General features: G+C 63.9%; 23 protein-coding genes and 2 pseudogenes. 20 read left to right on the top strand and 5 right to left on the bottom strand.

All coding sequences use genetic code 11. From position 1 onward, the window contains the following. Positions 1–10: 10 nt before the first annotated feature. On the bottom strand, positions 11–1,222 hold the full coding sequence (locus BLT75_RS03370) for a saccharopine dehydrogenase family protein (protein ID WP_093027728.1): 1,212 nt from the start codon (positions 1,220–1,222) through the stop codon (positions 11–13). Positions 1,223–1,247: 25 nt separating this feature from the next. Continuing rightward, the gene (gene speA, locus BLT75_RS03365; protein ID WP_093027726.1) at positions 1,248–3,137 is read right to left on the bottom strand and encodes a biosynthetic arginine decarboxylase; all 1,890 of its coding nucleotides are present in this window, start codon (positions 3,135–3,137) and stop codon (positions 1,248–1,250) included. Between the two features lie 272 nt (positions 3,138–3,409). Between speA and BLT75_RS25225 the strand changes: the two are divergent. The 18 genes and pseudogenes from BLT75_RS25225 to BLT75_RS03285 form a co-directional block, all read left to right on the top strand. Then, positions 3,410–3,769: pseudogene (locus BLT75_RS25225) on the top strand (calcium-binding protein); the annotation flags it as partial. A 51-nt stretch (positions 3,770–3,820) separates the two neighbouring features. Continuing rightward, positions 3,821–6,511 carry a VCBS domain-containing protein gene (locus tag BLT75_RS03355; protein ID WP_245706343.1) on the top strand — a complete coding sequence of 897 codons (2,691 nt, stop codon included), beginning with the start codon at positions 3,821–3,823 and terminating at the stop codon, positions 6,509–6,511. A gap of 195 nt (positions 6,512–6,706) precedes the next feature. Further along, a pseudogene (locus tag BLT75_RS03350) lies at positions 6,707–6,979 on the top strand (proline racemase family protein); the annotation flags it as partial. Between the two features lie 14 nt (positions 6,980–6,993). Then, positions 6,994–7,491: an aconitase X gene (locus BLT75_RS03345; protein WP_093027718.1), complete on the top strand. Its 498-nt coding sequence runs from the start codon at positions 6,994–6,996 to the stop codon at positions 7,489–7,491. Positions 7,492–7,556: 65 nt separating this feature from the next. Then, on the top strand, positions 7,557–8,582 hold the full coding sequence (locus tag BLT75_RS03340) for a trans-3-hydroxy-L-proline dehydratase (RefSeq protein WP_093027716.1): 1,026 nt from the start codon (positions 7,557–7,559) through the stop codon (positions 8,580–8,582). Positions 8,583–8,741: 159 nt separating this feature from the next. Continuing rightward, positions 8,742–10,001 carry a flavin-containing monooxygenase gene (locus BLT75_RS03335; protein WP_093028169.1) on the top strand — a complete coding sequence of 420 codons (1,260 nt, stop codon included), beginning with the start codon at positions 8,742–8,744 and terminating at the stop codon, positions 9,999–10,001. Between the two features lie 34 nt (positions 10,002–10,035). Beyond that, the gene (locus tag BLT75_RS03330) at positions 10,036–11,187 is read left to right on the top strand and encodes an aromatic ring-hydroxylating oxygenase subunit alpha (RefSeq protein ID WP_093027714.1); all 1,152 of its coding nucleotides are present in this window, start codon (positions 10,036–10,038) and stop codon (positions 11,185–11,187) included. A 27-nt stretch (positions 11,188–11,214) separates the two neighbouring features. Continuing rightward, a complete protein-coding gene (locus tag BLT75_RS03325; protein ID WP_093027712.1) occupies positions 11,215–11,631 on the top strand; it encodes a RidA family protein in 417 nt (138 codons plus the stop codon). A gap of 80 nt (positions 11,632–11,711) precedes the next feature. After that, positions 11,712–12,386: a DUF1028 domain-containing protein gene (locus BLT75_RS03320; RefSeq protein ID WP_093027710.1), complete on the top strand. Its 675-nt coding sequence runs from the start codon at positions 11,712–11,714 to the stop codon at positions 12,384–12,386. Between the two features lie 73 nt (positions 12,387–12,459). Beyond that, complete coding sequence (locus BLT75_RS24720; protein WP_245706339.1) at positions 12,460–12,645, top strand: LysR family transcriptional regulator; 186 nt, start codon at positions 12,460–12,462, stop codon at positions 12,643–12,645. 6 nt (positions 12,646–12,651) lie between these two features. Further along, positions 12,652–12,888, top strand: a complete 237-nt coding sequence (locus tag BLT75_RS24715; RefSeq protein ID WP_245706337.1) for a type 2 periplasmic-binding domain-containing protein — start codon at positions 12,652–12,654, stop codon at positions 12,886–12,888. Positions 12,889–12,899: 11 nt separating this feature from the next. Beyond that, complete coding sequence (locus BLT75_RS24710) at positions 12,900–13,370, top strand: type 2 periplasmic-binding domain-containing protein (protein ID WP_245706335.1); 471 nt, start codon at positions 12,900–12,902, stop codon at positions 13,368–13,370. After that, positions 13,367–13,663, top strand: a complete 297-nt coding sequence (locus BLT75_RS24705; RefSeq protein WP_245706333.1) for a hypothetical protein — start codon at positions 13,367–13,369, stop codon at positions 13,661–13,663. The genes BLT75_RS24710 and BLT75_RS24705 overlap by 4 nt, the downstream gene beginning before the upstream one ends. Next, positions 13,587–14,312, top strand: a complete 726-nt coding sequence (locus BLT75_RS24700) for an oxidoreductase (RefSeq protein WP_342726908.1) — start codon at positions 13,587–13,589, stop codon at positions 14,310–14,312. Before BLT75_RS24705 ends, BLT75_RS24700 begins: the two co-directional genes overlap by 77 nt. Positions 14,313–14,381: 69 nt before the next feature. Next, entirely contained in the window at positions 14,382–14,690 is a 309-nt protein-coding gene (locus tag BLT75_RS03305) for a M20/M25/M40 family metallo-hydrolase (RefSeq protein ID WP_093027708.1), read from the top strand. 222 nt (positions 14,691–14,912) lie between these two features. Further along, complete coding sequence (locus tag BLT75_RS03300) at positions 14,913–15,209, top strand: putative quinol monooxygenase (RefSeq protein ID WP_093027706.1); 297 nt, start codon at positions 14,913–14,915, stop codon at positions 15,207–15,209. Between the two features lie 548 nt (positions 15,210–15,757). Next, a complete protein-coding gene (locus BLT75_RS03290; RefSeq protein ID WP_093027702.1) occupies positions 15,758–16,141 on the top strand; it encodes a rhodanese-like domain-containing protein in 384 nt (127 codons plus the stop codon). Positions 16,142–16,215: 74 nt separating this feature from the next. After that, positions 16,216–16,404 carry a hypothetical protein gene (locus BLT75_RS03285; RefSeq protein ID WP_093027700.1) on the top strand — a complete coding sequence of 63 codons (189 nt, stop codon included), beginning with the start codon at positions 16,216–16,218 and terminating at the stop codon, positions 16,402–16,404. Between the two features lie 130 nt (positions 16,405–16,534). On the opposite strand, the gene BLT75_RS03280 is transcribed toward BLT75_RS03285, so the two are convergent. Then, positions 16,535–17,293: an alpha/beta fold hydrolase gene (locus BLT75_RS03280; protein ID WP_093027698.1), complete on the bottom strand. Its 759-nt coding sequence runs from the start codon at positions 17,291–17,293 to the stop codon at positions 16,535–16,537. A gap of 88 nt (positions 17,294–17,381) precedes the next feature. Between BLT75_RS03280 and BLT75_RS03275 the strand changes: the two genes are divergently transcribed. Then, a complete protein-coding gene (locus tag BLT75_RS03275) occupies positions 17,382–17,756 on the top strand; it encodes a hypothetical protein (protein ID WP_093027696.1) in 375 nt (124 codons plus the stop codon). A gap of 198 nt (positions 17,757–17,954) precedes the next feature. Here BLT75_RS03275 and glyA read toward each other — a convergent pair whose 3' ends face one another. After that, entirely contained in the window at positions 17,955–19,250 is a 1,296-nt protein-coding gene (gene glyA, locus BLT75_RS03270; protein ID WP_093027694.1) for a serine hydroxymethyltransferase, read from the bottom strand. A 169-nt stretch (positions 19,251–19,419) separates the two neighbouring features. Here glyA and BLT75_RS03265 point away from each other — a divergent pair, with 169 nt between their 5' ends. Continuing rightward, a complete protein-coding gene (locus BLT75_RS03265; protein WP_093028167.1) occupies positions 19,420–20,181 on the top strand; it encodes an NAD kinase in 762 nt (253 codons plus the stop codon). Positions 20,182–20,466: 285 nt separating this feature from the next. Here BLT75_RS03265 and BLT75_RS03260 read toward each other — a convergent pair whose 3' ends face one another. Further along, a complete protein-coding gene (locus tag BLT75_RS03260; RefSeq protein ID WP_093027692.1) occupies positions 20,467–21,897 on the bottom strand; it encodes an amidase family protein in 1,431 nt (476 codons plus the stop codon). Between the last annotated feature and the right edge of the window lie 13 nt (positions 21,898–21,910).

Below are 21,910 nucleotides of genomic sequence, written 5' to 3'. Positions count from 1 at the left end.
CGCCTCCCGCTCAGAAGGTGACGGGGCCGTCAAGCTCGTGCACCTGCCAAGGCAGGCCGTGCTTGTTGAGCATGTCCATGAAATCGTCCGGGTCGAGCTGTTCCATGTTCCACACGCCCGGTTCACGCCAGTTGCCCTTGAGCACCTGCGCCGCGCCGATCATCGCGGGCACGCCGGTGGTGTAGCTGACCGCCTGGCTGCCCACCTCGCGGAAGCATTCCTCGTGGTCGCAGATGTTGTAGATATAGTATGTCTTCTCGCCCGAGCCGTCCTTTGCCTCGCCGGTGACGATGTCGCCGATGCAGGCCTTGCCCTTGGTTTCCTCGGCCAGGGTGCCGGGATCGGGCAGCAGGGTTTTCAGGAACTGGATCGGGATGATCTCGACCCCGTTGTGCACCACCGGATCGATCCGGGTCATGCCGACGTTTTCCAGCACCTTCGCATGCGTGATATAGGCATCGCCGAAGGTCATCCAGAAGCGGGCGCGTTCGATCTCGGGGAAATGGGTGGAAAGGCTCTCCAACTCCTCGTGATACATCAGGTACATGTTCTTGGGCCCGATGCCGGGGAAGTCGAACTCGACCTTGTGGGTCATCGCCGGCGTGACCTGCCAGGCGCCGTTTTCCCAGTGCCGCGCCTCGGCCAGGACCTCGCGCAGGTTGATCTCAGGGTTGAAATTGGTGGCGAAGGCCTGCTCGTTCGAGCCGCCGTTCGCATCCAGCACGTCGATCTGGCGGATGGTGGCAAGCTTGTGTTTCCTGAGCCACTTGGCAAAGACCGAGGTGACGCCCGGATCGAAACCAGACCCCAGGATCGCGGTCAGGCCAGCGGCCTTGAACTTGTCCTGATAGGCCCATTGCCAGTGGTATTCGAACTTGGCCACGTCCTCGGGCTCGTAGTTGGCGGTATCGAGGTAGTGGCACCCCGCCTCGAGGCAGGCATCCATCAGCTTGAGGTCCTGATAGGGCAGGGCGAGGTTGACGAGGATTTCGGCGCCGGTCTCCTTGATGAGCGCAACGGTGGCGGCCACGTCCATCGCATCGAGAGCGGCGGTCTTGATCGTCACGCCGGTGCGCTCCTTGACCGAGGCGGCGATAGCGTCGCATTTCGCCTTGGTCCGGCTGGCCAGAGTGATCTCGGTGAAGATGTCGGAATTCATGGCCATCTTGTGAACGGCGGCGTGGCTGACGCCACCTGCGCCGACAACGAGTGTTTTGCCCATGGGAAGTTCTCCTCTGGCTGGTGGGTTATTCGTAATAGGTGTAGCCGTTGATGCTGTCGCGATAGGCGCCGATGATCAGCTTGCGTTCGCTGGCCTTGAGGCCGCCATTCGAAATGGCGCCGTCCACAAGCTTGCGGAAGGCGGCGACGCAATCGGCCGGATCGTATTCGACATAGGAGAGCACCTCGGAAATCGTGTCGCCCTCCTGCTCGTGCAGCAGGTCGAAGCCGCCGTCGGCGCGCAGGTCGATGGTGACGACATTGGTGTCGCCAAAAAGGTTGTGCAGATCGCCCAGCGTTTCCTGATAGGCGCCTACGAAGAAGACACCGAGGTAATAGTCCTCGTCCTCGGGCAGCGAATGCACCGGCAGGGAGGGAGACACGCCATCCGCCAGGATGAAGCGGTCGACCTTGCCGTCGCTGTCGCAGGTGATGTCGGACAGGACCGCGCGGCGGTCGGGTTCCCGGTTCAGCATCTGGAGCGGCACGATCGGGTGCAGCTGGTCGATGGCCCAGACATCGGGCAGCGACTGGAACAGGGAAAAGTTGCAGTGGTAGATGTCGGCGATCTTTTCCATCTGTACATCAAGGTCGGTCTCGGCCTCGACTTCGGCCACCATGGTCTTGATCCGCGCCATCAGCGACAGGTAGATTCGTTCGGCCCTTGCCATCTGGCGCAGCCCGACATAGCCGCGGCGGAACAGCGCCCGCAATTCGTTGCGGTAGAATGTTGCGTCGTTCCAGCATTCCTGAAGCCGCGCGGGTGTCAGGTAGCCGTCGACGGCGGCCAGGTCGGCCACCAGATGGTGGTCATCGGGTTCGACGCCGGGCGCGGTGGGCGCGTCGTAGAGCGTGCTTTCCAGCACGTTGAAGACCAGCATCGACGAGGTCGCCACCACTGCGCGGCCGCTTTCGGTGACGATCGTCGGGTGATCCACACCTGCCTCGTCCATCGCATAGGCCACGGTTTCCACGACATTGGCGCAATATTCCTCGACCGTGTAGTTGATCGAGTTCTCGGTGGCGCGTTTCTCGCCGGTGTAGTCGACGCCCATGCCGCCGCCGAGGTCCAGATGGCTGAGTGGTACGCCTTCGGCGTTGAGTTCGGTGAAATAGCGGCAGGCCTCGCCCACGGCGCGGCGCACGTCGTTGACGTCGGGCACCTGGCTGCCCAGATGCGAATGTTGCAGTTTCAGGCAATGGATCAGCCCGGCATCGCGCAGCTTGTCCACCACCCGCACCAGCTGATCGGTATTCATGCCGAAGGAAGAGCGGTCGCCCGAGCTTTCCTCCCATTTGCCGCTGATCTGGTTGGTGAGCTTCACGCGCACGCCCAGCAGCGGCTCGATCCCGAGTTCTTTATACACCTCGATGACGGTCTCGGCCTCTTTCGGGCTTTCCAGCACGATGACCGTGTTGAAGCCCAGCTTGCGGCTGAGGATGGCAAGGCGGATGAACTCGGCGTCCTTGACCCCGTTGCAGACGATCAGCGCCTCGGGTGCCAGCTTGTGTGCCAGCGCGATCACCAGTTCAGGTTTCGACCCGGCCTCGAGCCCATAGTTGTAGCGATGGCCAAACTCGACGATGCGGTCGATCACCTGGGCCTGCTGGTTGACCTTGATCGGGAAAACGCCGCGATAGACGCCCTTGTAGCCCGACCGTGCAATCGCTTCAGCGAAGCTGTTGTTGATATGGGCGATCTCGTTTTCGAGATAGGAACTGATCCGCAAAAGCATTGGCGCGCGGATCCCGCGTTGTTCGAGATCGCGCAGGATTTCGGGAAGGCTGACTGCCGGGGCGTCCGGCCTGGCCGGATTGCGAAGACCGATCTCTCCGTCCCCGGTGACGACGATCAGGTCCTTGCCCCATTTCTCGACACCATAGACAGCATGGGGTGCTTCGAACGCTTGTTTCAATATCCCAGCCTTTCGCGGATTGATTGGTCGGTCACGGGCACGCCGTGTAAGTATTGTCCACGATTCTTCCAAGGAAAAATCGACCGGAGTGCCACATTTGGCCACCATGGAGTTTGAACGGACGTTGTGAAGCGCCCTGTTCGGCTGTCAACGAAATTTTCTGTTTTTTTTCGTTATTTATGCGTAGCCTATGAGCAATAGACCTTGGTTGCAACGTGCGCGGGTGGATTTGGCTGTGTTCGTTACCAGGCTTCAGGAGTTAGGGGAGAGTGATGAGTATCCAGAATTCAGTATTTCCGACAGATTTCAGCACACATCGTGGCGGGAGCTTTCCTTCAAGCGATGGGCCGGATTCAATTTTCGGGGATGAGAGCGGCAATGTCATTTCCGGCGGTGATGGCGATGATACCATTCTTGGTCTCGCTGGCGAGGATCAGTTGAACGGTGGCGGCGACAATGACTTCCTTGATGGCGGCGACGACAATGACAAGCTGAACGGTGGCGATGGCGACGATACCCTGCTGGGCGGGGCCGGAGACGACGACATCAACGGCGGTGACGGGAATGACTCGATCGACGGCGGGGATGGTGAAGATGAAGTGAACGCCGGCGACGGCAACGACACTGTTGCGGGCGGATTGGGCGACGATTTCCTGCGTGGCAACGGCGGCGACAACATTGCCGTGTTTCATGGCTCGATCCTGGGCTACACATGGGAGGTTGGCGGTTTCCGGAATGCACTGATCGTCACAGATGTCGACGACTCGGACGGAGACGAAGGTACCGACTGGCTCTGGCATTTCGGCGCCTTGCAGTTCGATGATTACACGTTCAGCCTGGAAGGCGCGAATGCGCCGCTGGTTGTTCCCGACGAGGTGTCGACGGACGAGGACAATGCCGTCGTCTTTTCGGTCGATGCCTATGATTTCGACGGCGGCACGCCGGCGATCAATCCTTCGGTATCGGTAACCGGGGGCGGAACCCTGACACTGTTGGTCGGATCTACACCGCTGTCTCCCCCCATGGGTATCGGATATTCATTCAGTCTGGAGTTCGATCCGGGGGCTGCCTATCAATATCTTGCGGTCAATGAGTCTGTTACCGAACAGGCCACGGTCGAAGTCTCGGACGGGCAGGGCAACGTAACACAACAAGTCTTCGACATCGTGATAAACGGGTTGAACGACACTCCGACCATCGGATCGGTCGATTACGTGGTGGACACCGTCGAGGAAGACGGCGCGGTTCAGCAAGCCAGCGGCGGCATAACCGCGAGCGATCCGGATACCAGCGATACGTTGACATATTCCGTTCAGGGCGGCGGCACGGGGACCTATGGCACGCTCAGCGTGGATCCGACGACGGGCGACTGGACCTATATCCTGGCCAACGGCTCTGCTGCGGTGCAGGCGCTGCAATACGGTGAGACCCAGACCGACACGTTCACCGTCGAGGTCGATGACGGCAACGGAGGGGTCGATACCGCGACGCTGGAAATCGACGTCTTGGGGGCAAACGAAACGCCCGTTCCCGACGATCCCGGAGCCTTGGCGGTAGATGAGGCGGATGGCGTATTCGTCATCGACCTGCGCGATTATGTGACGGATGCCGAAGGCGGTGTGCTGACATTCTCGGATATCCGGATCACCCGTGACAGCAGGCTGATCGACTTCCAGATCGTGGGTGACGGGCTGATCGGCATCGACCCGAGCAACCTGGGATTCGCGCTGGATGACGGTGAGCAGGCCCAAGTCGTGTTTTCCTATGTGGTACAGGACGATAGCGGTGATGCCGCGTCCGATACGGCCAGCGGAGTGCTGAACCTGACCATCAACGGCGCCGACAATCTGGTATTGCCGCCACCGCCGAACTCGCCGCCGACGGCGCTGGATACCTCGGTCTCGGCCACCGAGGATGGTCCGATGATCCAGATCGCTTTGGCGGATCTTGTCAGTGATCCCGATGCGGGCGACACGGCCACGATCACGGAAATCCGTGGCACTCGCTTCGGGAGCCTGACCAACCAGTTGATCAACTTCACCCAGATAGAAGGCGCGATTCTGATCGACCCGAGCCAGTTCTACATGCTCGAAAGCACACCGGTCGGAAATGACACTACGGATGCCTTCCTCGGTGATGGTGAACTGGCCAACCTGAACCTGACCTTTACCGTGGAAGACAGCGCCGGGGCATCCGATAGCGGCGTTATCGCCCTAGCCCTTACCGGGGTCGACAACAGCAACGACAACAATGCCCCGGTCGTCGCTCCGCTGGATCTTGGCACCGTTGTGGTCGATGACGCCGGCACGCCGACGCTTGAGATCGACTTGTCTGCGCTTGTCAGCGATCCGGACCTTGGGGATGTGCTGACCATCACGCCGGGTGAATTGCGGCTTGGCGGCACGGAAGGCCGCTCCGTCGGCTATGACTTCAATGCCGGAACGGGTGTGGTGACCGTCACGTTCGCCGATCTTGGTCTTTCGGATGGCGAGAGCATCAATGGCAGCCTGGTCTTTACCGTCACTGACGGGACCGACACGACCCAGGGTGTCGTGACGGCCCTTTTTGACGATCCGGGCGCCCCGCCGCCTCCGGCCCCGACCAGTTTCGTGCTGGATTTCGAACCGTTTTCGGCGCCCGATCCGGATTTGGCAATTCCTCTGCCGGTCATGAACACACCCCGCGCCGATGTGTTGGTGGACAGCTATGACGGCTTCATCTTCCAGGGGGTCGCGACCGTCATTGAAACCGACGAGATCGACGTGAGCCGGGGCGCGACCGGTGTGACCCTGGGCCAGACCACCAGTGGTGGCGACAATGTTCTGGTGGGCGGTTACACGACCAGTCTCGAGCCGGTTCTGGACGAATTCGACCAGCCGGTTCTGGATGAGCGGGGGCAACCGGTCTTCGAACAGGTGGTCGACGACCTGTTCGGCATCATCGCGCCAGGCATCAACCAGGAGGTGACTGCGCCGCGAGTTGTGCTCAATGGCCAATTCGGGGCGCCCGGGTCGACATTGCCAGTTCTCCAACCCGGTCTCGCCACGGCGTTCAACCTCGACGGTGTGTCGATCAACGCGGCCATCAGCGAAGACGTGTCGGTGACGGTACGCACTTATGGTGTGGTCGTGACCGAAACGCCGGTCAACGCCAGCTTTTCGACCTATGTAGTCGAAATCGTGGAACTCGATTCCTTTGTCTTTGACAATATCGACGCCTCGAATGCCGCGACTGTGCTCGATTTCAACGATGCCGGTTTCGCGGATTCGCTGGGCAATACGAACACGGCCGCCTTCGACAACATCCTCGCGGCCACGTTCGAAACCAGTGACGGATCGGCTTTGGTCTTCGACGACTTCCTGTTGTCGCTCTGACCGGGCGCGGCGCAGCGGGTTCATTACCGGCGAACCCGCCGCTCCATGTGTTCGGTCAGGGAATCGCGTGCGCCACGGATATGGTCTGCGGTCAGGGCCGCGGCGCGGTCGGCATCACTCCGGACACAGGTATCGAGAATGCCAAGGTGTTCCCGGTTGGCGCGGGCCATGCCTGGAGCGTTTCGCGGAACTGCCGGCGAGAAGGCGATCGACCGGCCGGACTGCGGCACCGGCACCTCGGCCCGGATAGCGCAACTGGCGGCGCGCGGCGAGTTGCGTCCCGACGACGACGTCGTGCATGAATTCGTCATCCGGTCCCTGTATCATGACCGGGTCGAGGCCTTGGCAGAGGTGGCGGGGAGGCCGGGCATAATCCCCTCGATTGGCGGCTGGGCGCGGATCACCGGGTTCAACACCATCTTCATTGACGCGTGCGATCACTATGCCCATGGTTGCGTGGTGGCCTGAGTAGGGAGGCGGTCATGGCGCAGTGCATCGTGGCGGCCGAGGTGACGGGGCCTGTTCTGGACTTTCACGAGGGGCTGAGTTTCCGGGCCGGGGCCGATCCCGAAACGGGCCGGGTGATCGATGCCCATCATCCGCAGCATGACACCGCCCTGGTCGATGGCGCGACCGATGCGGGGCTCGGGGCGGAGGATTTCGCCTGTGCCTGGGTGCAGTTCTATCCCGGACCACAAAAGGTCGAGCTTGTCGCCATCGGCAGCCCGCATGCCTTGGCCGCCGAATGCCGGATGCTGGCGGACCTGATCGACGGCCGCCGCATCGCCGAAGGAACCGCGGCGATTGTCACCTTCGGGCGGGGCGTGCGGGACAGGTTGACAGGCGAGGGACCGCTCGCGCGCTTGCAGGCATCGGGCGGGCAGGTGGGTGCGAACCTGTGCTGGTGTTCGCTGACCGAGCCGGTACTGCCGCTTGCCACGTGCACAGTCATGACCAATTCTGGAAAACACGCCCATTAAGGGCCGGGCCTGTCCGGCCGCGCGCCGGGGCGCCCCGGCCGGATCAAACGACAAGGCAGGACAACATGCGCAGCAGCAAGACCATTCACGTAATCTCCGCCCATGCCGAGGGCGAGGTCGGCGATGTCATCGTCGGGGGTGTCGCCCCGCCGCCGGGTGAGACCCTGTGGGAGCAGCGCAGCTGGATCGCGCGGGACGGGCGGTTGCGCAATTTCATGCTGAACGAGCCGCGCGGCGGAGTGTTCCGGCACGTCAACCTGCTGGTGCCGCCCAAGGATCCGCGCGCCGACGCCGCCTTCATCATCATGGAACCCGAGGACACCCCGCCGATGTCCGGCTCGAACTCGATCTGTGTCGCCACCGTGTTGCTCGACAGCGGGCTGGTCGAAATGGTCGAGCCGGTGACCGAACTGGTACTGGAGGCTCCGGGCGGGCTGGTGCAGGTTCGGGCCGAGTGCCGGGGCGGCAAGGCCGAGCGCATCTTCGTGCGCAACCTGCCGTCCTTTGCCGCTGAACTGGATGTCATGCTCGATGTGCCGGGGGTGGGGCGGGTGCGGGTGGACACCGCCTTTGGCGGTGACAGTTTCGTGGTGGTGCGGCCCGGCGACGTGGGGGTCGAGATCGCCCGCGACCGGGCCCGCGATCTGGCCGAACTGGGGATCGCCATCACCAATGCGGCAAATGCGCAGCTGGGTTTTCGCCACCCCGAGAACCCCGACTGGCGGCATATCTCCTTCTGTCTCTTCGCGGGCGAGATCGAACGGGGCGATGGCACGTTGCGGGCCGGGTCCGCCGTGGCGATCCAGCCCGGCAAGATCGACCGCTCGCCCACCGGCACCGCGGTGTCAGCGCGCATGGCGATCCTGCATGCGCGGGGCGAGATGGCCGAGGGGGAACAGTTCATCGCATCCTCGATTATCGGATCGGAATTTACCGGCCGGATTGCCGGGCTGACCACGGTGGGCGACCGCCCGGCGATTCTGCCTGAGATCTCGGGACGCGGCTGGATCACCGGCATTCATCAGCACATGCTGGACCCGGACGACCCCTGGCCCGAGGGCTACCGCTTGCGGGATACCTGGGGTGTTTAATCTTTGGGTTCATCGGCATGGCGTGAGGCATCGAAGGGAAACAGAGGTTTGACTTAGGCATGGCCCAAGCAATGCTTAGACAAATCGTATTTCCGGCAGTTCGGATACCTCTTTACCGTCGGGTCCATGGAATCGCGATTGGCGGAGGAGCAAGGCACGATGGTTGAACGCATAGATACGCTGGTTGTCGGCGCAGGTCAGGCCGGGATCGCGATGAGCGAGCATCTTGGCCAGCTGGGCGTGCCGCATCTGGTGCTGGAAAAGAACCGCGTCGCCGAAGCCTGGCGCTCGGGCCGCTGGGATGCGCTGGTGGCCAATGGCCCGGCCTGGCATGACAGGTTCCCGAACCGCGAACATGACAGTTGCGGGCCGGACGACTTCCCGGCCAAGGAGAAAGTCGCCGATTACCTCTGTTCCTATGCCGAGATGGTGGGCGCGCCGATCCGCACGGGGATCGAGGTCCGGCGCGCCACGCGGTTGCCGGGACGGTCCGGTTTCCGGGTCGAAACTTCGCAGGGTGTGATCGAGGCGCAGCGGATCATCGCAGCCACCGGCGCGTTCCAGTACCCGGTCATTCCGCCGCTGGTGCCCGGGGACGCCGGCGTGACCCAGCTGCATTCCTTCGACTACCGCAATCCAGGCCAGTTGCCCGACGGCGCGGTGCTGGTCGTGGGCGGCGGGTCCTCGGGCGCCCAGATCGCTGATGAACTGAACCGGGCTGGGCGCCGGGTGTTCCTGTCGATCGGGGCGCATGACCGGCCGCCGCGCGCCTATCGCGGACGCGACTACTGCTGGTGGCTGGGGGTCCTGGGCCTCTGGGATCAGGCGGCGCTGGAACCCGGCCGCGAACATGTGGCCATCGCGGTCAGCGGCGCCTATGGCGGCGCCACGATGGATTTCCGGCGTCTGGCCAGCGAGGGGATCACGCTGGTCGGGGTGACGCGGTCCTTTGAAAACGGTGCTCTGCATTTTGCCGATGACCTGGCCGCCAATATCGCCGATGGCGACGCCAATTACCTGTCGGTTCTGGATGCCGCCGATGCCTATGCCGAACGAATGGGCCTCGACCTGCCCGAGGAACCCGAGGCCCGCGTCGCCTGGCCCGACCCGGACTGCCTGACCGATCCGATCCTGGAGCTTGATCTGGCGCAGGAGGGGATTTCCACCATCCTCTGGGCCACCGGGTTCCGGCAGGATTTCGGCTGGCTGGAGGTCGATGCCTTCGACGGTGCGGGCAGGCCCGTCCACCAGCGCGGCGTGTCCTGCGAACCGGGGGTCTACTTTCTGGGCCTGCCCTGGCAGTCGCGACGCGGCTCGACATTCATCTGGGGGGTCTGGCACGATGCGAAACACGTGGCCGACCAGATCGCGATACAGCGCAGCTATGAGGCCTACAGCCCCGCCGAAGCGTGGGCCTGACGCCGCCGTGACCGCAAGAGAGGAAAACCGAACTATGGCCAAAGACCAGATCGACCCGGTAGAGGCGCTGCGGCAGAACACGGCGCAACCGTTCGAATCCGCACGCGCGATGCCGCCCGAGGTGTATACCTCGGATGCGTTCCTGAGCGCCGAGCTTGATCACATCTTCCGCAGGGACTGGTATTGCATCGGCCGCGCCGATGCGCTGGCGAACCCCGGCGACTATGCCACCTGCGAGCTTGCGGGCCAGCCGATTGTGGTGCTGCGCGACCGCGACGGCACGCTCCGGGCCATGAGCAATGTCTGCCTGCACCGGATGTCCACGCTCCTGCACGGGCGCGGCAATACCCGCGCGATCGTCTGCCCCTATCACGCCTGGACCTACAACCTCGACGGCTCGCTGCGCGGCGCCCCGGCGATGAGCCTGAACAAGAGCTTCTGCAAGGAAGACTACGCGCTGCCCGCGATCCGCTGCGAGGAATGGCTGGGCTGGGTTTTCGTCACCCTGAATCCCGAAGCGCAACCGGTGGCCGAAAAACTGCAACAGGTCGCTGCGATGGTCGCCGGCTATGACATGACCAACTATACCGAAGCCTTCTACGAGGAACATGTCTGGGACACCAACTGGAAGGTGCTGGCCGAGAATTTCATGGAAAGCTATCATCTGCCGGTCTGCCACGCGGGCACCATCGGCGGTCTGTCCAAGCTGGAGGACATGGTCTGTCCGCCGGGCCTGCCGGCGTTCAACTATCACACCATCTTAAAGGACGACGCGCTGCGCATCGCCATGGCGCATCCATCGAACGACCGGCTGCACGGGGTGGAGCGGCGTACCACTTTCCTGCTGGCGCTCTATCCCAGCCTGCTGATCACCCTGACGCCGGGCTATTTCTGGTACCTGTCGCTGCATCCCAGAGGGCCGGGACAGGTGCATATCCGCTTTGGCGGAGGTATGTCGGATGATTACGCGGGCGATGCGGACGCACAGCAGAATTTTTCCGATCTCAAGGAATTGCTCGACCGGGTGAACATCGAGGACCGGGGCTGTACCGAGAAGGTCTATCGCGGTCTGTGCTCGGACGCGGCGGCCCCGGGGCACCTGAGTCATCTCGAACGCCCGAATTACGATTTCGCCCAGTACCTGATGGCGATGATCGAGGCGGGCCGCGCCGCGGCCCGACCCTGAACCCAAGGCCCAGTCACGGAGACGCCCATGGCCCATACCCGCATCCGCCCGTTCAACACGCGCGACACATATCCCGAGCAGAAGCTCGACAACGACCTGGCGCAGGCCGTCGTGACGCGCGGCGGGCGCACCGTCTGGATGCGGGGGCAATGCCCGCAGAACCTGGACGACGCGAGGAACATCGACAGCCACGACCCGGCCGAACAGACCCACAAGGTGATGCAGAACATCCGCCAGCTGATCGAGGAGGCGGGCGGCGGCATGGAGCACCTGGTCAAGGTCGTGGTCTATATCACCGACGTGCGCCATCGCGAGGCGGTCTATCGCACCATGGGCGAGTATATCCGCGGCGTGCATCCGGTCTCGACCGGGCTGGTGGTGTCGGCCCTCGCGCGGCCCGAGTGGCTGGTGGAGATCGACGCCACCGCCGTCATTCCCGATTGAGCATGTGGGAGCGATGGGGCCGTCTGCCCCCTCGCGCTCCCCCGAGAGTATTTTTGACCAGAAAGAAGCAGGAGACGATCATGACCTTTTCGCTGGTGGCGCGCTGCGCGGAGACAGGCATGTTCGGAGTGGCGATTTCCTCCTCGTCTCCGGCGGTGGCGGCGCGCTGTTCGCATGCGCGGGCCGGGGTTGGCGCGGTCGCGTCGCAGAACGTGACCGACCCGGCGCTGGGGCCGATGGCGCTCGACCTGATGGAGGGCGGCATGTCGGCGCCGAATGCGGTTGCCGAAGTTCGCCGGCGCGGCAAGTTCATCGACTACAGGCAGGTGCTGGCCGTCGACGCGCAGGGGCGCGCGGCGATCCATTCCGGCACCCATGCGTTGGGCATCTGGACTCAGGCGCAGGCGCCGGACGTGGCCGCGGGTGGCAACCTGCTGGCCAATGATCGTGTGCCGCAGGCCATGGTCGACGCCTTTCTTGGTCAGGCCGGATATCTGGGCGACCGGCTGATCGCGGCGCTGCGCGCCGGGCTGGCGGCCGGCGGCGAGGCCGGGCCGGTGCATTCGGCGGGCATGATGCTGGTGGACAAGGTAAGCTGGCCGGTGGCCGATCTGCGCTGCGACTGGACCGAAGATTGTCCCGTCGAGGAGGTAGCCACGGCCTGGGAGGTCTACAAGCCGCAGCTCGACGCCTATGTCCAGCGGGCGCTGGATCCGCGTGCTGCGCCCTCTTATGGTGTGCCGGGCGACGAATAGGCAGGGGTGGCGGCTTGCATCCGGCGGGGAATCGTACCGCCCTCCGTCCGCTACCATTGCCGGAAGAGCGCCGATGCCGACCAGATATGCGCTGCGCCCGCTGGAATATTTCGTGGCCGCGGCCCGGGTGAACGTGTCCTCGCCCTCGATCTCGGCGGCGATTTCGCAGTTCGAACTGGAGTTCGACGTGCCGCTCTTCGTGCGCCAGCATGCGCAGGGCCTGTCGCTGATCCAGGCGGGACGCGTGATGCCGGACTAGGCTCGCGTGGTCCTGCGCGAGGCCGAGCGGATGACCGATCTTGTCGGCGGCATCATGGGCCAGGTGCGCGGGCCGCCCTCCATCGGCTACCTCCTGACCTTTGCGCAGATCGTCCTGCCGATGGTGCGCCGCAGTTTCGAGGCGGTCTTTCCCGAGGCGCATGTCCGCCAGATCGAGATGAACCAGGCCGGGATCTGCAGCGGGTTGCGGCGGGCCGCGACAGTGTCAGTGTTGATGACCTAACGGGATTGCCCATGATGTTGCTCGACCTGCCGTTCAGCTCTGATTATTTTCTGTCCTTCTTCCAGCTCCAGGGAAACAAGCCGCTGATCGCGGGACGGACCCGTGACATTGCGGTGATGCGCGGCCTGGTGGCCAATGGCTATGGTCAGACGATCGCCAATATCCGGCCACAGCATGACCGCGCTCCGGATGGTAGGCCGTTGATCATCATACCGTTCAGGGGCGAGGCACAGGCGCTGCCGGGGATCGGGCCCCTGAGCGCCAAGAACCGGTTCTACCAGGTGCCCCATTGCAACGGGGGCGGCTACCGCGTCCCCTCGGCCGCCGCCGCGATGCGCGGGATCAAGGCCGAGGGCGGATGGGGCGTGATCTTCACCGAAGAATGCGAGATGCATCACAAGAGCGAAATCCCTCCTTCATCGAGTTGCGCCTGTGGGAGGACAGGGACATCCCGCAACTGCGCCGGATGTCCGAGAGGATGAAGGAACACGGGGTGCCGCCGGGTATCCAGCTGGCCTGTTCCGGGGTGATTGGGCCAAACCTCTGTACCAAGGAGGTGCCGCTGGCCCCCACGGCGCGGCCGATCCGCAACTTTACCAACGAAGCCGTGCAGGCGCGTGCCCAGTCGAAATCCGACATTCGCGATCTGCGGCGCTGGTTCCTGACGGCGGCGAAACGGTCGCGCGGCGGGATTCGACCTGATCTGCCTCTATGGCGCGCATGGGTTCGGAACCTGCCAGCCTTTCCAGAACCGGGCCAACAACCAGCGATCTGACGAATATGGCGGCTCGCTCGCGAACCGTGCCCGGTTCAGCCGGGAGGTCATCGCCGATATCCGGGATGCGGTGGGCGACACGATGGCGATCACCCTGCGGGTGAGCCTGGACGAAAGCATTGGCGATCTTGGTTTTTCCAATGTCGAATTGCGCGACTACATCGAGTTGAACCGCAACCTGCCCGACCTCTGGGACCTGGCGCAAGGCATGTGGGAGGGTTGCCCCGGCCCCTCGCGGTTCAAGAATGAGACGGCGCGGGAACAGTTGGTGCGCGGTATCCGCGAATTGACCGATGTGATAGTGCGGATGGTGAAATCGGGGACGCTCGATTTCATCGGCTGCAACATCTGCATCGCCACCGGCGCGACCTGGCGGCGCGACGGGGTGTGTTGGCCATGCCCGTCGCCCCCGGCGCGGGTCTTTGCTCCTGACGACCTGATGGAGGGCAGGTTGCCCGGGGGCCGCGTGGTGATCTTTGACGACGATCACTGTTACCTTGGCGGGGCCCTGGCCGAATTGCTGGTGAAAAGCGGTGCAGATGTGACGCTGGTCAATCCCGCGCCCTGTGTCAGCGACGGGACCCGCAACACGTTGGAGCAGGGAGCATTCATGTCCGGCTGGCCGAGGCGGGCGTGGAGATCGTGCTGAACCAAGGCCTGACCGGGATCCGCGCGGCCGAAGACCTGCTGGCGCGCATCCGGGGGGGCGGCAAGCCGGATCGCGGTCGCTTACGTCGGTGCCGGGACCAGCTCGGTCGAGCAGGTCAACGCCTATCCCGGTCTCGACCTCGACCCGGCCGACGCGGTTGTCGCTCATGTCTGCAAACTGTCGGGTCAGGCGACCACGACCAAGGTCGCCCTCGGCACCGAGGCGGGGTTCTTCCAGGTCCCCGGCATCCCGACTGTGGTCTGTGGCCCCGGCTTCATGGAAGGACAGGGGCACAAACCGGACGAATATGTCGCACAGGAACAACTCATCGCCTGCGCTTCGATGCTTGGGCGCGTGCTCGATGAACTCAGCTGTTGAGGGCGGCGGCTTTCCGTCCGCTTGTACAGAGCCGCGGGTCTGGCGCGGGCGAGATAGAGCGACTGCACGGGAATTGGCCCAGAAATTCCCGCAGGGTTTCCATTTCTGCTTTCATCTCCCTTGCCGGAGCCGCCATCCTGCGGGCACTCAACCCGGCCCGGTCGTCGGTCAGCTACCGATTGTCAAAAGGGCCCAGCATCGCCTGAAAGGACGCCCCGCCTGATGTATGTCGTGACTGTCACGTTCACCCTTCACTCCGACCGGCTGGCAGAGTTCATGCCGCTGATGATCGAGAACGCGCGCCTTTCGCGGGCACTGGAGTCCGGGTGCCGGCAATTCGATATCTGTACCGGCCGCGATGACGGCGCGGCGCCCGAGGTTTTTCTGTACGAGGTTTACGAAAGCGCGGCTGCATTCGGTGCGCATCTGGAGAGCGACCATTTCAAGGCGTTCGACGCCAAAGTGGGCGACATGATCGCGTCAAGGGTGGTCCGTACCTATCGTGAGGTGATCCGGTGAGCGTCTGGGAGGGGCATGTGGTCAAATCTGCCGAACGCACCCGCCCCCGGACCCGGACCGACAGCTTTTCGTTCGATGACGGTCATGATGCTCTCACGCGATGGACCGTTCGATTTGGGCGCTGCGGCGCGGTCCGGTGTGATCCTTGTGATACCGTGCATGACGATGAAGCGGGGGTTGCCCGAGGGTGGCCTGTCCTTCTGGTCCCGCGCGAGGCTGACCAGCCGCCGGGCATTGGGGCTGAGGACGCAGCACTCCATTCCGAAAGCGTCTTTGGTCCGAAAGCCTGTTCCGAGCATGGCCAATCTTCAGAATATGGTGGATGGGTTTTCGAGGCTGGAAGCGCTGGCCTCGCACCCTGACCCGCAAGGCTTTGGCGTTCCGGTGGACAGCGCTGGTGCGCGTAAAAGAAAATCACGAACGGTTCGGGATGGGGCCGGGGTTCGCCCTTGGCTGGACTGAATGTCGGCTTGCCTGCGCGAATGTGACTTACATCTGCGGAAAGCGGCATGTTAGCCTGAGCAGAGGACAATCGGGAGACACGGCAGATGGCATTGACAGTCAAGGACATGATGGCGGCGGCGAATGCGGCGGTGCCGCGCATCGACAGCGCCCGGGCGCAGGAACTGGTTGGGCAGGGGGCGCTTTTGCTCGATATCCGTGACGCGCCCGAACTTGAGAAAAACGGGCGCGCCGCCGGGTCGCATCACATCCCGCGCGGGATGCTGGAATTCCGAGCCGATCCGGAAACCCCGTTCCACGACCCGGAACTGCGCAAGGATCGGGTAATCGTGCTGCATTGCGCTTCGGGCGGGCGGGCGGCGCTGGCCGGCAAGCTGCTCAAGGATATGGGATACGCGGAGGTGTACAACCTGGGCGGTTTTTCGGACTGGACGGGCGAGCGGATAGAACCCGTCGATCCCGGTATGTGATCGAGGTCAAGCGAAACACATTCCGGGTTTGCAAGACTACCGCCGGACGCGCTTGATTTCCTGGTGTATCGGCCATGATGCGTCTTGCCTCGATTCTCTACAGCCTGACCTCGACCGCCCCTGCGGGCACCGCTGTCATCGCGGTGCTGGCCGCCGGGCTGGTGTCGCTGGAGGCGATCCTGCTGGCGGCGCTGGGGGGATTCGTCGTCGCGGTGCCTGTCAGCTGGATGGTGGCCCGGCGGCTCTGGGATCAGGGATCATAGCCGGGGACAGGAGGCCGGGGGGCCAGCCGCATCGCCAATGCCGCCCGGACCAATGGTGGCAATGGCGGCACGAATGAGTATTTTTGACCAGAAAGAAGCAGATGCGGCCGCAGGCGAGGGCTTCAGGCGTTCAGGCATTCAGGAAGACGCGCGCGGCGGCTTCGAACTCGCGCGGCTTGTCCGCGTGCAGCCAGTGACCGGCCCCCGGTATCCGGGCAAAGCGGGCTGCGGGGAACAGCGCGCGGATGCGGTCGCGGTGTTCGGGGCGGACATAGTCTGAGTTGGCGCCGGTCAGGAACAGGGCGGACCCGGTCCAATGTCCGGAAGCTTCGGGAAAGGACATGATCGCAGGCATGTTGGCGGCCAGCCCGTCGAGGTTCAGGCGCCAGCGTTTGCCTTGCACGTCGAGCGACTGGGTGAAGAAGCTCTGCAACGCCCTGTCGACGCCCTGTTCGGCCAGCATCTCCTCGGCGTCCGACCGCCGAGCGACGCGGGACAGGTCGACCGCCCGCATGGCGTCGATGAATGGCATCTGGGTGTGGGTATAGGTCACCGGCGCGATATCGGCCACCACAAGGCGGCGGATCATCACGCCGTGGTTCAGGGCCAGCATCATCGCGGCCTTGCCACCCATCGAGTGACCGATGATATCCGCTTGCCCTCCGTGGGCGTCGATGATTTCCGCCAGATCGTCAGCCATGGCCGGGTAGTCGTGCCGGTCGGACCAGAGACTGTCGCCGTGGTTGCGCATGTCTACCGCAATGACCTGCCGCTGATCGGCCAGGCGCCGCGCGATCACGCCCCAGTTGCGGCCGGAACCGAAAAGCCCGTGCGCGATGAGCAGGGGCGGAAAATCGGTTGGGGCGCCATGGAGGATCGTGTTCAACATGGGTTCTGATACCGTGTCGGGCAGGGTGGGGCCAGCCCCATTGTGACCCGTGAGGTTAGTGGATAGTTTGTCGGGCGGGGGACGTCACATGACAGGAAACGACCAGATACAGGATCAGATCGCGGTGACCGTCGCGTTGCTGCGCGAACGTCTCGGCGTGCGGGGCAAGACTCTGCGCCAGGCGTTGCGCCGGGCCAAGCATCGCCTGCCGCGGCGCGTCTATCGCCGGGCCATGATCCTGGCGCGGGTCGAGAACATGGTCGATCACCCGAAACTGCGCCTGACGCTCAACAGCCCGCAACTTTTGTCCGCTGCCGGAGAACTGCAGACCTTTCTGCGCTCGATCGACCTTGCCGACCGGCGCAAGGGCTGGTGGCTGGGCATGCTGGGCGGGCTGGCCTTCAACATCCTGGTCTTCGCGGTGTTGTTGCTGGCCTTTCTGGCCTGGCGCAAGATCATCTGACCGGGGCTGACAGCGCCGCGCATCAGCGCGGCGCCCGGCCCAACACCGGAGGGCGCATCCGTGATGCAGTCGCCGGGGGCGGGAGTGCGCCTCCCGACCGTGCCGGGCCGTTCGATCGCTTTCCGCCTGGCGGATCCGAAAAAGCCGCCACCGGATATGTCCGGCGGCGGCTTGACTGGCGGTTTGCGGGGAAACGGATCAGAGGTTCGGGTAGATCGGGAAGCGGGCGCAGAGCGCTGCGACCTCGGCCTTTACCTTTTCCTCGACTGCGCTGTTGCCGTCCTCGCCGTTTGCGGCCAGCCCGTCGACCACTTCGATGATCCAGTCCGCGATCTGGCGGAACTCACCTTCGCCGAAGCCGCGGGTGGTTCCGGCGGGCGAGCCCAGGCGGATACCGCTGGTGACGGTCGGCTTTTCCGGGTCGAAGGGCACGCCGTTCTTGTTGCAGGTGATATGGGCCCGCCCCAGCGCCTTTTCGGTGGCATTGCCCTTCACCCCTTTGGGGCGCAGGTCGACCAGCACCACATGGGTGTCGGTGCCATGCGTCACGGTGTCGAGCCCGCCCTTGATCAGCTGGTCGCTGAGCGCCTGGGCGTTGTTGATCACGTTCTTGATGTAGCTCTTGAACTCGGGCCGCAGCGCCTCGCCGAAAGCCACCGCCTTGGCCGCGATCACATGCATCAGCGGGCCGCCCTGGATGCCCGGGAAGATGGCCGAGTTGATCTTCTTGGCGATCTCCTCGTCATTGGTCAGGATCATGCCGCCGCGCGGGCCGCGCAGGGTCTTGTGCGTGGTGGTCGTGGCCACATGTGCATGCGGGAAGGGCGAGGGATGTTCGCCCGCGGCGACCAGCCCCGCGAAATGCGCCATGTCCACGTGCAGATAGGCCCCGACCATGTCGGCAATCTCGCGCATGCGGGCAAAGTCGATCTGCCGCGGAATGGCCGAGCCGCCGGCGATGATCAGCTTGGGCTGGTGCTCCTTGGCCAGCGCCTCGACCTGGTCGTAATCCAGCATGTTGTCCTGCTTGCGCACGCCATACTGGATGGCGTTGAACCATTTGCCCGATTGGTTCGGCGCGGCGCCATGGGTCAGGTGGCCGCCTGCATCCAGCGACATGCCCAGGATGGTGTCGCCCGGCTTGATCAGCGCCTGGAACACGCCCTGGTTGGCCTGGCTGCCCGAGTTCGGCTGCACATTGGCGAATCCGCAGTTGAACAGTTCCTTGGCCCGCTCGATCGCCAGGTTCTCGGCGATGTCCACATACTGGCAGCCGCCGTAGTACCGGCGTCCCGGGTATCCTTCGGCATATTTGTTCGTCATCACCGAGCCTTGCGCCTCCATCACGGCGGCCGAGACGATGTTCTCGCTGGCGATCAGCTCGATCTCGTCGCGCTGGCGGCCGAGTTCCTGGGTGATCGCGCCGAAGAGTTCGGGGTCGCGGTCGGACAGCGACTGGGTGAAGAAACCGGTGTCACGAAGATTGGCGTTCATGGGGGCTCCGCATGGCTGGGGGTCGATTTGCGGGATTTCCTATAGGAAACCGGCGGTCCGCAAAAGGCTGTAAAGCGACGAATTGGCCAACTGCGGCGTCAAGTCTGGTCTAAGGCGGAAAGGTATGATTGTTTCGGAACCGAATGCGCAGCACCGGAAACCTGATCTGATGCCAAAGAGAATCGCCTTTCTGGCCAGCGACGCGCCGGTGGCCCAGACCGCGCGCGCCGCTTTGGTGGGCCGTTATGGAAATGCCGCACCGCGGGACGCGGATGTCATCGTGGCACTGGGCGGGGATGGGTACATGCTGCGCACCCTGCACGGCACCCAGCATCTGGACGTCCCGGTCTATGGGATGAACCGCGGAACCATCGGCTTTCTGATGAACGAATATTCCGAGACCGACCTGCTGGACCGGCTTGCAGCCGCCGAGGAAGAGATCATCAATCCGTTGTCGATGACCGCAATGGACCAGTCCGGCAAGATTCACAACGCGCTGGCCATCAACGAGGTGTCGCTGCTGCGCGCCGGTCCCCAGGCGGCCAAGCTCAGGATCACGGTGGATGGCCGGTTGCGACTGGCGGAACTGGTCTGCGACGGGGCGCTTCTGTCCACGCCGGCGGGATCGACCGCCTATAATTACTCGGCGCACGGGCCGATCCTGCCGATCGGCTCGGACGTGTTGGCCCTGACGGCGATCGCGGCGTTTCGACCGCGACGCTGGCGCGGCGCGCTTTTGCCCAAGACGGCGCATGTCCGGTTCGACGTGGTGGATGCCGACAAGCGCCCGGTCATGGCGGACGCCGATTCCGCCTCGATCCCCGATATCGACTGGGTCGAGATCCGCTCGGAACCCGCGATCCGCCACCGCATTCTTTTTGACCCCGGGCATGGGCTGGAAGAGCGGCTGATCTCAGAGCAATTCACCTGAGTTGCGGGCGTTCACAAATTTTTTTCGTCCTTATGTGATCAAGATCACAGGCGATTCCTGACAGACTCTGTCACTCTCGAAGGCGTCGGTGCAACTTGCATGGTGGAGGTGAGTGGCCGCCTTGCATTGTTTTCAGACGAGTATGCATGTTTCGCAGGCGGGCGCAGGCGTTGCCCTGCGTCCGCAACCAGTCGCCGACGGGTGTTTTCTAGTACGGTATGACCCCGGACTGCTTGACTTGGCGTCCGGGGTCAATTCTGTTGAACGCCGATTTGCAGATAGCGTTCATCCCATCAGTGGCCAGAGATGCGTGCACATGCGCCCGATCCGCGCCTCGATGGCGGCGGCGGCATCCACCGCCATGTCCTCGCGCCAGCGCCGCGCGGTAATCTGCACGTTGATCGGCTGCGGCCCCCCAGGCAGTAGCGCCAGGCGCGCAGGCACGGATGCGGCCGGCAGACCCATGTAGTTCATGGCATAGGACCAGACCGCTGCGCCCAGAACCTCGTGCACGCCCTCGGCGCCCTCGGTGTCGCGATCTGGCTTGAAGAAGGGTTGTGGCAGGAACGGGCTCAGCACCAGCGGATAGCGGTCCAGGAAAAGCGACCATTCGCGGGCGTAATGGCTGCGTTTGGCCATCATCTGCAAGAGTTCCGTACCGTGGTAAGGCGGGAATTCGGCGAAATAGACCTCGAATATGTCGCGCACGGTCTGCGAGCCATAGGCCTCGACATCCGGTTTCATCAGGGCCCAGACCTCGCCCATCAGGGCGCGATACCCCGTGCGGCCCGCGTCGAAGGCGTCCGGCGTTTCAATCTCCTCGACCTGATAACCGGCATCGGCCAGCGCATCGCGCGCCGTGTCCAGTGCCGCATCCACCTCGGGGTGCAGGTCATAACCATAGGTGGCCTTGGTAAAGGCCACGCGCACTGGCCCCTCCGGCGTTTCGCCGCGCCAGGGCAGGGGGACGTGGAACGGGTCGCGCGGATCGGCGGCGATCAGGCTCGGCATCGACAGGTGCAGGTCGGCGGCACTGCGGGTGATCAGGCCCTGGACCGACATGGACTGCGCCAGCATTCCGCGCTCGGCCTTCTGGCTGGGATTCCAGGCCGGAACCCGGCCCAGCCCCGGTTTCACCGTGACAGCGCCATTCGCCGCAGCCGGAAACCGCAGCGAACCGCCGATGTCGTTGCCATGCGCGAGCGCGCCGATGCCCGCCATGACGGCGGCCCCGGCACCGCCCGAGGATCCGCCGGGCGAGATATGCCGGCCCCAAGGGTTATGGGTGCGCCCGTGCAGCGGGTTGTCGGTGTCGGCGCGGAACGAGAACTCGGGCGTATTGGTGCGCCCGATCACCACCGCGCCCGCATCCTGCAGGTTACGCACGACCGGCGCGTCGTCGGGCGCGATCATGTCTTTCAGGGCGCTGACGCCGTTGGTGGTAGCAAATCCGGTCTGGTCCACATTGACCTTGATGGTCACCGGCACCCCGAACAGCGGCCCCGGTTCCGCGCCGTCTGCGCGCGCCTTGTCCAGGGCGCGGGCACGGTCCATCGCCTGATCCGCACAGCTTTGCACGACCGCGTTCAGCGCCGGGTTGACTGCCTCCATCCGCTCAATCGCCGCGCCGACCGCCTGTTCGGCGCTCAGATCGCCGGTTCGTGTCCGTGCGACGATTTCATGCGCATCCAGTTGCCAAAGCCTTGCCTCAGTCATTCTTCGACCTCCC

It is taken from the genome of Ruegeria marina, assembly GCF_900101475.1.
In the GTDB taxonomy this organism is placed as follows: domain Bacteria; phylum Pseudomonadota; class Alphaproteobacteria; order Rhodobacterales; family Rhodobacteraceae; genus Ruegeria_B; species Ruegeria_B marina.
This window is presented reverse-complemented; position numbering and strand designations above follow the sequence as displayed.